At 35.8% G+C, this 14,099-nt stretch carries 13 protein-coding genes and 1 pseudogene; 6 read left to right on the forward strand and 8 right to left on the reverse strand.

The annotated features are described in order from the left end of the window. Positions 1–180: 180 nt before the first annotated feature. From dsrP to CELAL_RS17700, 6 genes are all read right to left on the reverse strand, one after another. On the reverse strand, positions 181–1,416 hold the full coding sequence (gene dsrP, locus CELAL_RS17675; RefSeq protein WP_013552256.1) for a sulfate reduction electron transfer complex DsrMKJOP subunit DsrP: 1,236 nt from the start codon (positions 1,414–1,416) through the stop codon (positions 181–183). A 92-nt stretch (positions 1,417–1,508) separates the two neighbouring features. Further along, on the reverse strand, positions 1,509–2,645 hold the full coding sequence (locus tag CELAL_RS17680) for a 4Fe-4S dicluster domain-containing protein (RefSeq protein ID WP_013552257.1): 1,137 nt from the start codon (positions 2,643–2,645) through the stop codon (positions 1,509–1,511). Positions 2,646–2,655: 10 nt separating this feature from the next. Then, positions 2,656–3,285: a cytochrome c3 family protein gene (locus CELAL_RS17685; RefSeq protein ID WP_013552258.1), complete on the reverse strand. Its 630-nt coding sequence runs from the start codon at positions 3,283–3,285 to the stop codon at positions 2,656–2,658. Further along, on the reverse strand, positions 3,275–3,991 hold the full coding sequence (locus tag CELAL_RS17690) for a cytochrome c (RefSeq protein ID WP_013552259.1): 717 nt from the start codon (positions 3,989–3,991) through the stop codon (positions 3,275–3,277). Before CELAL_RS17690 ends, CELAL_RS17685 begins: the two co-directional genes overlap by 11 nt. Before the next feature lie 3 nt (positions 3,992–3,994). Continuing rightward, positions 3,995–6,322 carry a molybdopterin-dependent oxidoreductase gene (locus tag CELAL_RS17695; RefSeq protein ID WP_013552260.1) on the reverse strand — a complete coding sequence of 776 codons (2,328 nt, stop codon included), beginning with the start codon at positions 6,320–6,322 and terminating at the stop codon, positions 3,995–3,997. A gap of 8 nt (positions 6,323–6,330) precedes the next feature. Next, positions 6,331–6,564 (reverse strand): hypothetical protein, encoded by a 234-nt coding sequence (locus tag CELAL_RS17700; protein WP_013552261.1) that lies wholly within the window; start codon positions 6,562–6,564, stop codon positions 6,331–6,333. A 175-nt stretch (positions 6,565–6,739) separates the two neighbouring features. On the opposite strand from CELAL_RS17700, the gene CELAL_RS17705 reads away from it, so the two are divergent. Genes CELAL_RS17705 through CELAL_RS17715 form a run of 3 tightly spaced genes read left to right on the forward strand, consistent with a single transcriptional unit; the run spans position 6,740 to position 8,735 of the window. Further along, positions 6,740–7,939: a molybdopterin molybdotransferase MoeA gene (locus CELAL_RS17705; RefSeq protein WP_013552262.1), complete on the forward strand. Its 1,200-nt coding sequence runs from the start codon at positions 6,740–6,742 to the stop codon at positions 7,937–7,939. 10 nt (positions 7,940–7,949) lie between these two features. After that, a complete protein-coding gene (locus CELAL_RS17710; protein WP_013552263.1) occupies positions 7,950–8,291 on the forward strand; it encodes a winged helix-turn-helix domain-containing protein in 342 nt (113 codons plus the stop codon). Positions 8,292–8,294: 3 nt separating this feature from the next. Then, the gene (locus CELAL_RS17715) at positions 8,295–8,735 is read left to right on the forward strand and encodes a molybdenum cofactor biosynthesis protein MoaE (protein ID WP_013552264.1); all 441 of its coding nucleotides are present in this window, start codon (positions 8,295–8,297) and stop codon (positions 8,733–8,735) included. A 97-nt stretch (positions 8,736–8,832) separates the two neighbouring features. Here CELAL_RS17715 and CELAL_RS17720 read toward each other — a convergent pair whose 3' ends face one another. Together CELAL_RS17720 and CELAL_RS17725 are read right to left on the reverse strand one after the other, a co-directional pair. Further along, positions 8,833–10,125 (reverse strand): alginate export family protein, encoded by a 1,293-nt coding sequence (locus tag CELAL_RS17720; protein ID WP_245529648.1) that lies wholly within the window; start codon positions 10,123–10,125, stop codon positions 8,833–8,835. 136 nt (positions 10,126–10,261) lie between these two features. Further along, positions 10,262–10,711 (reverse strand): DUF7738 domain-containing protein, encoded by a 450-nt coding sequence (locus CELAL_RS17725; protein WP_041557796.1) that lies wholly within the window; start codon positions 10,709–10,711, stop codon positions 10,262–10,264. Between the two features lie 243 nt (positions 10,712–10,954). Between CELAL_RS17725 and CELAL_RS17730 the strand changes: the two genes are divergently transcribed. The 3 genes and pseudogenes from CELAL_RS17730 to nagB all read left to right on the forward strand — a co-directional run bounded on the left by CELAL_RS17730 (position 10,955) and on the right by nagB (position 13,606). Beyond that, on the forward strand, positions 10,955–11,329 hold the full coding sequence (locus CELAL_RS17730) for a hypothetical protein (RefSeq protein ID WP_174260386.1): 375 nt from the start codon (positions 10,955–10,957) through the stop codon (positions 11,327–11,329). Position 11,330: 1 nt separating this feature from the next. After that, positions 11,331–11,600, forward strand: a pseudogene (locus tag CELAL_RS17735) (glucose/galactose MFS transporter); the annotation flags it as partial. A gap of 77 nt (positions 11,601–11,677) precedes the next feature. After that, positions 11,678–13,606 carry a glucosamine-6-phosphate deaminase gene (gene nagB, locus CELAL_RS17740; protein ID WP_013552267.1) on the forward strand — a complete coding sequence of 643 codons (1,929 nt, stop codon included), beginning with the start codon at positions 11,678–11,680 and terminating at the stop codon, positions 13,604–13,606. Positions 13,607–14,099: the final 493 nt, after the last annotated feature.

The raw sequence follows: 14,099 nt of genomic DNA on the forward strand, positions 1-14,099 counted from the left end.
TACTCCATGTTAGATTAACCCAATAGCATTGTGTTTTAATAAAAAATTAGGGAGATCTACCTTTCTGTGTTAAGTATTATAAATACGCTATGAACACTGCATTTAATACCCCTATATGAATTTGGATGTATTTGATTAATATAGTTTGGTGTGTACTGACTCGTTTAGAGACATCATAGATTAGGAGGTTGTGGAGTTTTTGTCCTTAAACCTTAACTCTCCCAATTCAATCCCAATCGCCGTTTTAGCAAGGATAGTAAATACAAAGGCTCCCATTGCCCAGATACCAATAGTTACGCCTATTTCTATTCCAGAAGGCAGGTATTCTACTATTTTACCGTAGGGTCCAGGAATAAAGCCAGGAACAATTAACCCAAAACCTTTTTCGATCCATATGGCGACAAATAGCATTCCACAACAGAGGTATAATATTTTAAGATTGTTTCTAAGTTTATTGAACGTAAGCATTATGGTGGCAAGTACATTTATAGGAATAGCCGTCCATATCCAAGGCAATAATGCCGTTTTACCGTGTAAACCAAAGAATAGGTAATAGGCACTTTCGCTATGATGTGTGGGTGCATAAAACTCTTTAAATAACTCAGAAACAAGCATAATCAAATTTATTTGAGCAGCCACGGTTACAATCATCGCAATTTTTTTGATTGTTTTATCTTCTATTTTGAATGCTGTAAAGGAACGAATGATGGCTAAAACTAAAATGATAAGTGCAGGTCCTGCTGCAAAAGCAGATGCCAGGAAGCGAGGACCTAAGAGTGCATTATTCCAAAAAGGGCGTGCTTGTAATCCTTGATATAAAAAAGCAGTCACTAAGTGTATACCTACAGCCCAAAATACGGATAGAACAGCGCCTGGTACATATACACTTTTCTTAGCTTCCTTGTTTTGATAATGTTTAAAAAGGATATAAAATGGAATGCTGATATTTATAAAAAGATAACCATTTAAAACAATAACATCCCAAGTTAGCATGGAGTTGGGAAAGTTAAAAACACCTATTCCGGGAATCATATGCCATAAAACAGAAGGTCCACCCATATCTGCAACAACAAAGGCTAAACACATGATTAAAGCGGCCACGGCAAGTCCTTCTCCAATTAATACCGCTTGTTTAAAATCGATATCTTTTAAGACATAGGTTGGCATCACTAACATGACGGCAGCTGCGGCAACCCCCACCAAAAAAGTAAAGTTAGAGATATAGAGCCCCCAACTAACCCGGTCAGACATACCTGTAGCACTAAGTCCCTCCTCTAATTGAATGGAATAGCAATACATACCTATGAGCATCACGAGTGTTAAGAATCCCATCCAAAGATGATACTTTTTAGATCCTTTGGTAATCGTATCTAAACTATCGATTACTAAGCTTTTAAATACTTTAAATGTTCCCATTGTATATTGTTTTAAATCAATTAGCCAAGAATTAACTACGATTCTAAGCGTTGCGATTTATAGGTCTTTTTTTATTAAAACAGTGTTTTTAGTTAGTCCATAAAGTACCAGAACTTAGGTTCTGTACCTAAATCTTCTTTTAGTCTAAACACTTTTTTATTTTCTAGTACCCATCGTATGGTGCTGTTTGGGTCTAATAGGTTTCCAAAAATTCTAGCTCCAGTTGGACAAGCTTCTACACAGGCTGGGTTTTTTCCTTTCCGGGTACGTTGCACACAGAAAGTACATTTTTCCATGACCCCTTTTTTACGCATTCTGTTTCCTAAGTAATGTTGGTTTTTGTTTACTTCTTTTTCGGGTACTTCAGGTTTACTCCAATTAAATCTTCTACCATCATATGGGCAAGCGGCCATACAATAGCGACAACCAACACACCAGTCATAATCAATAACGACAAGACCATCTTCTTCTTTCCAAGTGGCTTGTACTGGGCACACCTCTACACAAGGTGGGTTATCACAATGAAAACATTGTGTACCCATATAAAAGTGACCTTCTGCAGGCACTTCATGGTAATAATTGTCATCTGCTTTGTCAAACTTAAAGCCTTCTCCGTCTTTCATTTCGTGAATTCGGATGTATTGCATTTCGGAGTTTCTATCTTGGTTATTCTCTTCTACACAGGCACTTACGCAATTCATATACCCTTGGCATTTTGAGATGTTGAATGCATACCCAAAGAGCACATCTTCTGCCGCATTTTCTGCGGTCATATTTATACGTTTATCGGTTCTTAATTCATAAGAACGCATAAGTCTGTCTATAGTCCCTTTTTTCTCATCATCGGTCATTAGTTTATAGTTTCCTTTAAACTGTTCTTCCCAATCAATTTGAGCTTTTTCTTTACTATCATCTCCTGTAGTTACACTGCACGAAGTACTTACGGCTCCTGCACCAATAAGAAGACTAGCTGTTAATTTTCTAAAAGCGCTTCTTCTATCCATTTTTACATCAAAGACCTGGTCAAAGCCATCTTTGTGTCTTTCTTCGCCTATAGATGCATTGATTGCTGCTTCGTAAAATTCATCAGCACTTAATTCTTCTTCTACTTGTTCCTTAGGAGTGCTACTACAGCTTCCTTCAGATTTACCGCAACCACAAGAACCCGAAGCTTCTTTTTTATTGTTTAGACCTAGGTCTAGAGAGTACCATTTTTTATTATCGCTCATACCTTTATTTTTAGTGATCTAAACCTTCTTTGCGTTCTATAGCCGTTTGTGTATTAAATTGTACAGGCCATCTTTTTTCAAAACTAGGACGGTGTGGATTGTGACAATTAACACACGTATTTGATGCTCTTGGAGGAGCCCAGCCGGCTACTTTTTTACCATGTGCACCACCTTTCCAGTCCTCAAATTGGCTTGAGTGACATTGTGCACAGAGTTTGTAGCTTAGATTGAAATCTATATTTTTACCTGTAAGGGTATTTAAGTTATTCATATCGGCTCCATTATGGCAGGTTGCACAGTTCATAGCATCACTATTCGCATGGTTTAACTTAATATCCCAGTGCGCTTTTTTTGCATCTGCGCCCATCATTTGTGAAACAGGTTTGCTGTGACATTCTATGCAGGCAAAAGATTTTATCTGTCCTTTTCGTTCCGGAATTAGGAAGGTAAACTCTCCTTCAGTAATTTTAATTAACGCTGTACCTGCTAATAGTTCTTCAGAAGAAAGGGGACCGTGATACGGTTTACTTTCTCCTTCTATTTTGTCAGATATAGAATGATATTCTCCTTCTTCTTTACAAGAGAATAAGGATACTCCTAGAAGTACTACTACGTAATATATGAGCGTTCTATTTTTCATTTAGTTGATCGAATTGTCTCAGAAATGTACTGGTATCAACATTTGGCTGAATATTATTTTTTGGTAAATGGCATTGTCTGCAGTTTATCCGTTCTGGATGAGACACCCTTATTTCTTTAGGAGCACTTGGTCCTCCATGACAAGAAATACAATTTTCTCGCATTTGAAGTTGGTGTGGTATCATTGGCGGACTCCCTAATAAAGCATTGTTTGCACCTACGCCCACTTTTGGTGGTTCTGGTTTTGAAAAGGAAAACCCTTTAAACGTAGTAGCTGTATTTTTAGTAACATGGCATTGACGACAGTTTACCATTTCTGGATGTGGAGTAATAGGCGCATAGGCATCAAATTTTTCTACAAAGCCACCATTCTTATGACATTGGATACACGTATTACCTCCAAAACTACGTTCTTTTGCTACGGGGTGTGGAATACTCGGTGGTGCTCCCGGATAGGCTCTATTATCATAATAAGTATCCAGAGACCGTTGGTGATTTTCATCAACAGGCATATTTAAATAGTCTAAACCTGCATCATCAAATCGTCTGAAAGCGCCACTTTCTGAAGGGATAAAGTTTCCTGTAGGCGTTTCAATAACCGGCATATAGGCTTCTTCCAGCCCCTGTTGGTAGCTGTAGTTCCAAATAACAATGAATGCTATGAAAATTACTACAAAAAATGATATGATCCCGAGTCTCTTTTTCATAGTCTATACTCTTTCAACTTTAACTGCACATTTTTTATAATCAGGTTCTTTAGAGATAGGGCAGAAGGCATCCAAGGTTACATCGTTAATAAGCATATTTTCATCAAAGAAAGGAACAAATACTTGCCCTTTTGTGGGGAGACCTCTTTCGTTAATAGAGGCTGGTAGTACACAAGAACCTCGACGAGAAGTAACTTTAATATTTTCTCCATTTCGTACGCCAAGAGATTTTGCATCGTCTGGATGGAACTCTACATACGCATTTGGCATAGCTTGATGTAATACAGGAATTCGTCTAGTCATAGATCCTGTGTGCCAATGCTCTACAACACGGCCAGTGTTTAACCAGAATGGGTATTCTTGATCTGGTTTTTCCGGAGCTTCTTCAAAAGGACGTTGCCATATTACTGCTTTACCATCTGGTTTGCCATAAAAATGAAAGTCTTCACCATTAGAACATGCAGGATCATATTTAGCATTGTAACGCCATTGAGTAGACTTACCATCTACATATGGCCAAATAGCACCAGACTCTTTCTTTAAGACTTCAAGTGGTGCCATTCCGTGTTTTGCACCCTCGTGGAATTGTCTGTATTCATTATATATTTCTTCTACGTGATTTTCTTTGCTATATGGGAATAGGTCTGCAAACCCCATTCGTTTCGCTACTTCAATAAACATCCAAGTATCTGGTGTTGTATCTCCAGGCCCTTCTATCATTTTCTGCCAATACTGTGTTCTACGCTCAGAGTTACCATAGAGTCCGCCTTTTTCAATATGCCATGAAGCAGGAAGAATAACATCTGCTACGTCTGAAGTAGGGGTAGGAAAAACGTCTGAAACAACCACGAAGCATGATTTTTTTTCCATTGCAGGACGGTACCGGCCGGTTTTAGGTAGCGAGACTAATGGATTTGTAGCCTGTATCCATATAAAATTTATATCGCCACGATCTACTGCTCTAAACATTTCGGTAGCATGATAGGTGGGTTTCGATGGAATACGTTCCACAGGAACTTTCCATATTTTAGCTGCCATTTCTCTATCCTTCTTATTGGTCACTACACCATGTGGTAATTTATGAGTAAAAGTTCCTACTTCACGAGCAGTGCCACAAGCAGATGGCTGCCCTGTTAATGAAAAAGGTCCGTTTCCTGGTTGTGAAATTTTACCGGTGAGTAAATGAATATTGTAAACGAGGTTGTTAATCCATGTTCCTCGAGTATGTTGGTTCATTCCCATGCACCAGTAAGACACTACTTTTTTATTTGGATCTCCATAAATAGAAGCCAAGTACTTAATATCTTTTACAGATACTTTAGAATATTTAGAAACCTTCTCTGGACTATAATCTTTTAGAAATTCTTTATACGCTTCAAAGTCTATTTTTTCAGGTTTATCGGTAAATGTAAAATTGTCTTCTAAACCGTATCCAATGTTTGTAAGCCCTTTACTAAAGCTACAGTGTTTCTCTACAAAAGATTTGTTTACCCATCCGTTTTTTATAATTTCATAACAAATGGCATTTGCAACAGCTAGATCTGTTTGAGGTTCAAATAAAATAGACCTGTCCGAAGCGGTACTTGATCGTGTTGTTCGTGTTGCAAAATCAATAATTTTAGCACCACGTCTTGATTTTTGTTCTAACATTCTGGAGAATAATACAGGATGCATTTCTGCCATATTATTTCCCCAAGTGATAAAATAATCTGCGTGATCTATATCTTCATAACAACCCATAGGTTCATCTGCTCCGAAAGAAGTTAAGAACCCAGTAACCGCGCTTGCCATGCATAATCTTGCATTACAATCTAGGTTATTAGTACCAATAGCTCCTTTCATGAATTTAGAAGCAATATACCCTTCTGGAATGGTAGACTGGCCTGATGTATACATGGCAACAGCATCTTTACCGTGCTGGGCAATAGTTTCTTTCATTTTAGAAGCAACAAGGTCTAAAGCTTCACTTATTGGTGTTTGAACATATTTTCCATTTTTCTTTACTAACGCGTGTGTGAGTCTATCCTTAGATTGAATACACATAATTTGATGGTATCCCTTAACACATAATAAGCCTTTATTTACAGAAGAATTTGGATCCCCTTTAACGGCTATAGCTTTTCCGTTTTCAGTACCTACAAGAATACCGCAACCTACACCGCAGAATCTACAAGGTCCTTTTTTCCAATCTAAATTGGCATTTTCAGGAATTCCTTTTTCTTGTTCACTGGCGAATATAATACCAGGAAACATGGATGCAGCAGCTGTAATAGCAGACAACATTGCCATTTTTTTTATAAAACTCCTTCTATTTGTTACAGAATCGTACATAGCTATATTTATTGTGGGGTGTTAAAACCTGAAACTAAAGCCAATAATTTAAGGCTACTTAGAGCTTCAATTTTTTCCTTTAAAATTTCGTCTTCCTTTTCGTTTTCCGTATCGGTGACCAAGGCTAGAATATCTTGATTCTCAGCAGGGATTACTTCACACTGATCAAAACTTTTTAAAGTAATCAGTAATTCTTCTTTCTTTCCCTTCATCGGATGAGCTAGATAACTTTTAATAGGCATACAAAATCATTTATGTTGTGTGTGAGACTCATTTTTTTTAACAAATCCCTAACATTTTAGCAAAAATCCGTAAACAATCGTAATAAAAAGATGATAATTATCATAGGTAGTATTAAAATATGAGCGCTATATTTGAGCGGAAATAACGGTTATATAGGTTCTTAAAATTAGTTAAATGGAGAAGAATTCGACTTTGATAAGCATACAAGCAGCGCAAGCATTAGTTTTAAAATATAGCTCAGTGACTTCGGTGATAGTAGAAATGGATCTTTGTAATGCTTTAGATTATGTTCTTGCCATAAATGTTATTTCAGAAATTGATATGCCTCCTTTTAGACAGGCAGCAATGGATGGCTATGCTTTTAGCATTAGTAGCGCTATAACATATACTGTTGTTGCGGAAATAAAGGCGGGAGATAATGCTAATCCAATATTAAAAGAAGGAGAAGCCGTTAGAATATTTACGGGAGCTCCAGTACCTACCACTGCAAATGCAGTAATAATGCAAGAGAAAGTAGCCATTCAAGGACACAAAATGACGGTGCAAATGCCTTTAGTTGTAGAGATGAATATAAGACCAAAAGGCTCCCAAATTAAAAGAGGAGCAATGGCCTTAGCGAAAGGCACTAAGATAAAAGGCGCGCATATTGGTTTTTTGGCTAGTATAGGCATTACAAAGGTTAGCGTTTATGCTAAACCATCTATTGCTATTGTCGTTACCGGAAATGAACTGAAAGCGGCAGGTACCCCTTTGGAGTATGGAGAAATTTATGAATCAAATGGTACAATGCTTTCTGCTGTATTGCAGGAATTGGGGTATTTAAAAACTTCAATCATTACGGTTGCAGATGATTATGACCAAACAAAAACTACTTTAAAAGAGGCTATTCAAGTACATGATATCGTGTTGGTTACCGGTGGAGTATCTGTAGGAGATTATGATTTTGTTGGAAAAGCATTGAAAGCTATTGGGGTAAAAGAAATTTTTTATAAAGTAAAGCAAAAACCAGGAAAACCTTTATTCTTTGGAAAAATGGGTTCGGTATCCATATTCGGACTCCCTGGGAATCCAGCAGCGGCATTAAGTTGTTTTTATATTTATGTGTATCCACTTTTAAAAAAGGGAGAAGGTGCTACCAACACCCAATTACTAAGTATCTTTATGCCTATAACCTCAGATTATGATGTTAAAGGAGATCGGGCTCAATTTTTAAAGGCACAAATAGAAGAAGATGGTGTACAAATTTTAGAAGGACAAAGTTCTGCATTCGCAGGTAGTTTTGGTGCCGCTAATGCATTGGTGTTTATCCCTGAACATACTCCTAAAATAAAAAAAGGAGAACGGGTTAAAACAATTCTCTTACCCATAAAATAAAGCCATACAAATGAGTAATTTTAAAATTAAAAGTAGGGTTTGGATTGAAGTAGGAGATAATGTTCTTGTTGGGGAAGGAAGAATAAAGCTTCTTAAAGCAATTGAAGTAGAGGGTTCCTTAGCGAAAGCAGCAAAATCTATTGGAATGTCTTATAAGAAAGCATGGACCCTTGTAGATGCCGTAAACAAATCTGCCAATGAAGCTGTAGTTACCAAAACTGTAGGAGGTACAAAAGGCGGCGGTACCGTTATTACTCCGTATGGGAATAAACTTATAGCAGCTTTTGAAACTATTAATAAAAACTGTTGGGAATTTTTAGACCAACAAATGAAAGAATTAAATCAATTATAATATATGTCATCACCCTATAAAAACGTTTTTAGTCAAGGTCCTATATCTTCAGAATTTATAGCGCAGTCCATTACCAAACATCAATCTAAAACAGGAATAGGAGCTCATAACATATTCCTAGGACAGGTGAGGGCAGATACCATAGACGGAAAAATAGTTGCAGCCATAGATTATTCTGCTTATGAAGATATGGCAAATAAGAAATTCCATGAAGTCCGGGAAGCTACTTTTGAAAAATTTGAATTAAGCTGTATGCATATTTATCATAGTCTTGGTGCTGTAAAAACGGGGGAAATATGCCTATTTGTATTTGTTTCTTCGCCAAGGCGAAAAGTGGTCTTTGAAGCCTTGGAGTATGTTGTGGAAAAAATTAAAGCCGAGGTGCCTGTTTTTGGTAAGGAAATTTTTGAAGATGATTCCTACCAATGGAAAGTAAATAGTTAGTGGCTAATAGCAACAATGTAATAGTTTACGTAAATAAAAAAAAGGGTGCGACCTTAAGTGTCAACACCCTTTAGAATAAATTACTGTTTGTTACTTCTTACTCGTTTTTATTCAAATTTGTTTTAAACAGCGTAGGGTTAATAGTAAGTTGTACCCAACCCCAATTATTTGTATTATCATTAGGGCGTCCACCTTTTACAATACTCATACTTTCTGAAGCAAACATTTGCGAGTAGCCTATGTTCAACTTAACAAAAGGCATCAATTTTTGTGTGTACACCACATCTATTTCCGTACCCAAATATTTAGCTGCATCATCAGTTAAATCTGCATTTGCACTAAAATAATGTCCCTTTATAAGCAAGTTAGATTTTTCTCCAGTGGTAATTACAGCTTTTGCATATACATCATTAAGCCCTACGTTATTGGCATGATTCCCCACATAGAAATAATCCATAAATCCATTAAACTTGTGATTTGTACCGTATAAAGGGAAAAAAGATTTATTTTTAGATGCTCCCTCTTGATCCGTACCGCTAAGTAATTCAATACCTAAACCATAAGTTACTTTATCGGTGGCATAAGTACCTTCTAAGGAAACTTGGTAACCTGCTAAGTCTGTTGTGGCATTTGCTTTGCCAAATTGATAGTACGCACTACCAACAAAATTAAATTTTTCTATAGGGAATTCAAAATAAGAACCTAAGGTTTGTCTATAAGAAACTCCATCTGCAATATTATTAGCATCGCCAGTAAAATCTTGGAATCCTGCATTTAAAAACAATAAACTTGCGCTAGTGTTTTCCCATGATTTTTTTAGGTATGCATACTGCATTGTTTTATACGAGAAAAACCCCTGAATCGTATAGGCATTACCTTCGATAGCTTCTTGCTCTTGACTAAAGGCCCCTCCTAAATCAAACATAAAATTGTCTTTTTTATATTTAAGAATAGCAGCATCATGAAAACGCCCTTGCATTGCCCAGTCTACACCTCCAAAAATACGTTGGTCGTCATATGATATAACTTGTCTCCCTAATTTTGTAGACCAGTTTTCATTGATTTGTAATTGTGCCCAAGCTTGGAATAATGAAAAAGAATCATTACCGTCTACATCAAGTAATTGTCGGGTATCACCCCAAGTACTCACATCTTGTACAGCTATAAATAACTGCAATTTATCAGCTTCGTAACCCATATTTAATCGCGTTCGTTGCTTTACAAAAGCAGCAGGGTCTGCATCATCAAGAAAAAGGTTGCTGTACCCATGGCGGTATTCAAAGCGGGACCTTAAATCGGCACTTATATCAAAAGTCTGCGCGGTAAGTTGTAGTGTTATTAAAACAAAAAAGAATAAAAATACATAGGTAGTTCTTTGGTTACTCATCATCTCTAATTTAGATATTAAAGTGCAAAGATTGTATAATTACATGCAAACAAAGATGACTTTTATCATCTAAGTTTAAAGATTTGCTCTATAAATTAAAGTCGTTTTTTAGTGAATTATGAATAAAAAAGCGGCAATTTTAAACTCCAGGATTCCATCCTAGAGCAATAGCAACTTGTTTATCTTCTTTAATTATAGAACGAATCATATAGGGTCTATCCATGTCTACATTTCCAATATTCTGCTCAATAGGTGCCCCATCGATAAGAACAGTTCCTGTAAAATTAGTTAAGGGTTGATGTCCGAGCCCATATCTATTATCTTCTACTAATAATAACATAAGCATTTTTTCTGGATCGGCACTAGAGCAATAAATGCCAAGATCATCCCAGAGGTACACGTTGTTTTTGGTTTGCTTTATGGGTTCAATACGGCTGGCTTCTCCTAATATTTTTTTTAGCGTTGTATAGTTGGTAGGAAAAGTAATATTTACCTCATTTATATTAATTTGATCTGGAGTACAGGTAACCGTAATACTACTAAGGTTACCCTTTCTTTTGCTGATATCTCTAAAATCAAATAATCCCATAAGATGCAAGGTACTCTTTTTTTAAAGAGTTTTATCCTTGCAAAAAATAGAAAGCACCCCTAATTGGTCAGTAAGCCCCTTAAGGGTACTACAGGGCAGTTGTACTTTTGATTTTTAGTGTATTTTTTCCATAAAACAGTAGTGCTTACTTGTGTTTTGTAGCTTAAAAAGGATCAGTATAAAATTGTACTGTACTAAAATTATCAATTATTAAACATCACCTATAAAATTAATTTTTAGCATATGAAGACCAATTATGAAGTGCGCTATGCAGCATCTCCTGAAGATGTAAAAAGCTATGATACGAACAAACTAAGAGATAATTTTTTGATTAAAGATTTGATGACACCAGATGTTATCAATTTTGTGTATAGCCATTATGATAGATATATAGTGGGTAGTGCAGTACCTGTAACTACACCCTTAAAGTTAGAAAGTATAGATGTATTAAAAGCTAGCTATTTTTTAGAAAGAAGAGAGTTAGGAATTATAAATATTGGTAACAAGGGTATTGTTACTGTTGATGGAGTAGAATATGTATTAGCGCATAAAGAAGCGCTGTATGTAGGTAAAGGGTCTAAAGTAGTGGTTTTTTCTAGTAGTTATACTTTTATTTAGGGTATGGCCTCTAACTTTAGAAGGCTTAGGTAAATTTACAAAAACAGGTTCTGCCTTATTAATTATGGCAATTTCGGGTGGTGCTATAATACCGCCACTTTATGGTAGGATTGTAGACGCAAATAAGTTAAATTTAGTAGCAGAAGGAATGAATCAATCAGATGCTGTAGCAAATGCAGCAACACAAAGTTATTGGGTTTTAATTCCTTGTTATGCGTATATCCTTTTTTATGCACTATGGGGACACAGAATTAAAAATTGGCATAAATAATACGTAAAAAAGAAGTAGTATACTGACTGTTAGCGTCAAAAAAAAATAAAATAATTTAACTGTAATATATAAGCATTATGTTAAAAAGTAGTATCGATAAAGCAACAGGTTTTGAAAAGAGATTTGAAAATATAGGCACTTTAGTTTTTGAAAATTCAACAAAGGCTTCTAAAGAGGTTGCTAAAGAAATTGCTGATTTAATAAAAGTAAAACAAGCACAAAAACAACCGTGTATATTAGGTTTAGCTACAGGGTCTTCTCCTAAAGGCTTGTATGCAGAACTGGTGCGTTTACATAAGGAAGAGAATTTGAGTTTTAAAAATGTAATAGCATTCAATTTAGATGAATATTACCCTATGGAACCTGATTCTATGAATAGTTATGTCCGTTTCATGAAGGAACAACTTTTTGATCATATTGATATTCTTCCAGAAAATTATCATGTGCCAGATGGTTTATTGACAAAAGCTGCTATTGCCGATTATTGTGACCAATATGAAGCTAAAATTGAAGCCTTAGGAGGTCTTGATTTACAAATCTTAGGAATTGGAGGTAATGGACATATAGGGTTTAATGAATCTGGCTCGCTACAAAACTCAAAGACACGTTTGGTAGCCTTAGACCATATCACTAGAGTTGCAGCTAGTGGCGATTTTTCTGGATTAGAAAATACTCCTAGAACAGCAATTACATTAGGAGTTAAAAAAATAATGGAAGCTAAAAGAGTTATTCTTATGGCTTGGGGGGAAGGTAAATCAAACATCATAAAAGCGTCAGCAGAAGGTGAAGTTACAAGTCGTGTACCCGCATCATTTTTACAAGAACACAATAATGCTACTTTTATTTTAGATCAAGCAGCAGCGTCTAAATTAACAAGGATTAATACCCCATGGCTCGTAGAAAAAATTATTTGGACAGATCAACTGATTAAGAAAGCGGTTTTGAGCCTTGCCATCCGTTTGAAGAAACCTATTTTGATGTTGACCGATGCTGATTACATTGAAAACGGAATGAGTGATTTACTAGCTGATTCTGGTCCAGCTTATGATATCAATATAACCATATTTAATAAGTTACAAAATACGATTACAGGTTGGCCTGGAGGAAAACCAAATGCCGAAGATGATAAACGACCTGAACGTGCTGAACCTGCCAAAAAACGAGTATTAATTTTTAGCCCGCACCCAGATGACGATATCATTAGTATGGGAGGTACCTTTAAAAGATTGCATGAACAAGGGCATGAAGTTCATATTGGATATCAAACATCAGGAAATATAGCTGTTGCCGATGATGAAGCGCTTCGTTTTGCAAGTTTTGTATGTGATTATAATGAAAAATTTAAGATAGAAAGTGCAGAAGCTGTCGCTATTTATAAAAAGGCGGTTACATTTCTAAAAAATAAAAAATCTAGTGAAATAGATATTGAAGAGGTTCGGTACATTAAAGGATTAATTAGAAAAGGAGAAGCTAGAGCTACCTGTCACTTTATAGGTATTCCTGATGAACAAATCCATTTTATGGAATTGCCGTTTTATGAGACTGGTGCTATTAAAAAGAACCCAATCGGAATTGCAGATGTACAGATTACATCAGATTTAATCGAGAAAATTAAACCCCATCAAATATTTGCAGCAGGAGATTTAGCAGATCCACACGGTACCCACAAAGTCTGTTTAGATGCTATTTTTGAAGCTGTAAAAAGCTTGAAGCCTAAAAAGTTTATGAAAGATTGTTGGGTTTGGTTGTACAGAGGTGCTTGGCAAGAATGGGGAATTGATGAAATAGAAATGGCAGTTCCTATGGGGCCAGACCAAGTTTTAGAAAAACGGAAAGGTATTTTTAAACACCAATCTCAAAAAGATGGAGTCGTATTTCAAGGTGCAGATAGTAGAGAGTTTTGGCAACGTGCAGAAGATAGAAATCAAGAAACGGCAGATTTGTATGATGAGTTAGGCTTATCACATTACGCTGCTATGGAAGCTTTTGTAAGATGGCATTACTAAGTTTTCCAAAGCTGATTAAACTAGAACCACAGGTTTGTATGCTGAAAAAAGAGGCTGTATTATTTAAAAGTCAGGAACCATTATTTTGCCTTAAAAAAGAGAAAATTATTCCTACTTATTGAGATTACTTATGCTTTATAAATTGGATTTCAGGAGAATTTGATTTATTACTTCAACAGCAATCAGAAATACTGAAAGTATATTTTCCCAATGGTTGGTTAAGTGTACGTACTATCGTGAATGTAAATGAAGAAAGGTTTATAGTAGTTCATGTTCAAGGAAAACCTAGAATCTCCTATCAAAAAAATGCTAGATAAAGTAGCGTTACTTTATAAGCAATTCCTATATTTTATTGCTCTTAAAGCTATGCAAAAGGCTTTATAGAAATTTGTAAATTTAAAAATAGAAACCTTAAATGATCGTATTCATTTAAGGTTTCTAAATATTGATTTTTTGTCTTCACCTCTTTATTAAGGCTATAATTGATAGACTT

The organism is Cellulophaga algicola DSM 14237, assembly GCF_000186265.1.
GTDB classification, from domain to species: domain Bacteria; phylum Bacteroidota; class Bacteroidia; order Flavobacteriales; family Flavobacteriaceae; genus Cellulophaga; species Cellulophaga algicola.

Excerpts from the sequence above, each read along its gene's own strand:
- CELAL_RS17720 (WP_245529648.1), bottom strand. The coding sequence starts at position 10,125 with ATGATGAGTAACCAAAGAACTACCTATGTATTTTTATTCTTTTTTGTT.
- CELAL_RS17725 (WP_041557796.1), bottom strand. The coding sequence starts at position 10,711 with ATGGGATTATTTGATTTTAGAGATATCAGCAAAAGAAAGGGTAACCTT.
- CELAL_RS17695 (WP_013552260.1), bottom strand. The coding sequence starts at position 6,322 with ATGTACGATTCTGTAACAAATAGAAGGAGTTTTATAAAAAAAATGGCA.
- nagB (WP_013552267.1), top strand. The coding sequence starts at position 11,678 with ATGTTAAAAAGTAGTATCGATAAAGCAACAGGTTTTGAAAAGAGATTT.
- CELAL_RS17710 (WP_013552263.1), top strand. The coding sequence starts at position 7,950 with ATGAGTAATTTTAAAATTAAAAGTAGGGTTTGGATTGAAGTAGGAGAT.
- CELAL_RS17680 (WP_013552257.1), bottom strand. The coding sequence starts at position 2,645 with ATGAGCGATAATAAAAAATGGTACTCTCTAGACCTAGGTCTAAACAAT.
- CELAL_RS17700 (WP_013552261.1), bottom strand. The coding sequence starts at position 6,564 with ATGCCTATTAAAAGTTATCTAGCTCATCCGATGAAGGGAAAGAAAGAA.
- CELAL_RS17715 (WP_013552264.1), top strand. The coding sequence starts at position 8,295 with ATGTCATCACCCTATAAAAACGTTTTTAGTCAAGGTCCTATATCTTCA.
- CELAL_RS17705 (WP_013552262.1), top strand. The coding sequence starts at position 6,740 with ATGGAGAAGAATTCGACTTTGATAAGCATACAAGCAGCGCAAGCATTA.
- CELAL_RS17730 (WP_174260386.1), top strand. The coding sequence starts at position 10,955 with ATGAAGACCAATTATGAAGTGCGCTATGCAGCATCTCCTGAAGATGTA.
- CELAL_RS17685 (WP_013552258.1), bottom strand. The coding sequence starts at position 3,285 with ATGAAAAATAGAACGCTCATATATTACGTAGTAGTACTTCTAGGAGTA.
- dsrP (WP_013552256.1), bottom strand. The coding sequence starts at position 1,416 with ATGGGAACATTTAAAGTATTTAAAAGCTTAGTAATCGATAGTTTAGAT.
- CELAL_RS17690 (WP_013552259.1), bottom strand. The coding sequence starts at position 3,991 with ATGAAAAAGAGACTCGGGATCATATCATTTTTTGTAGTAATTTTCATA.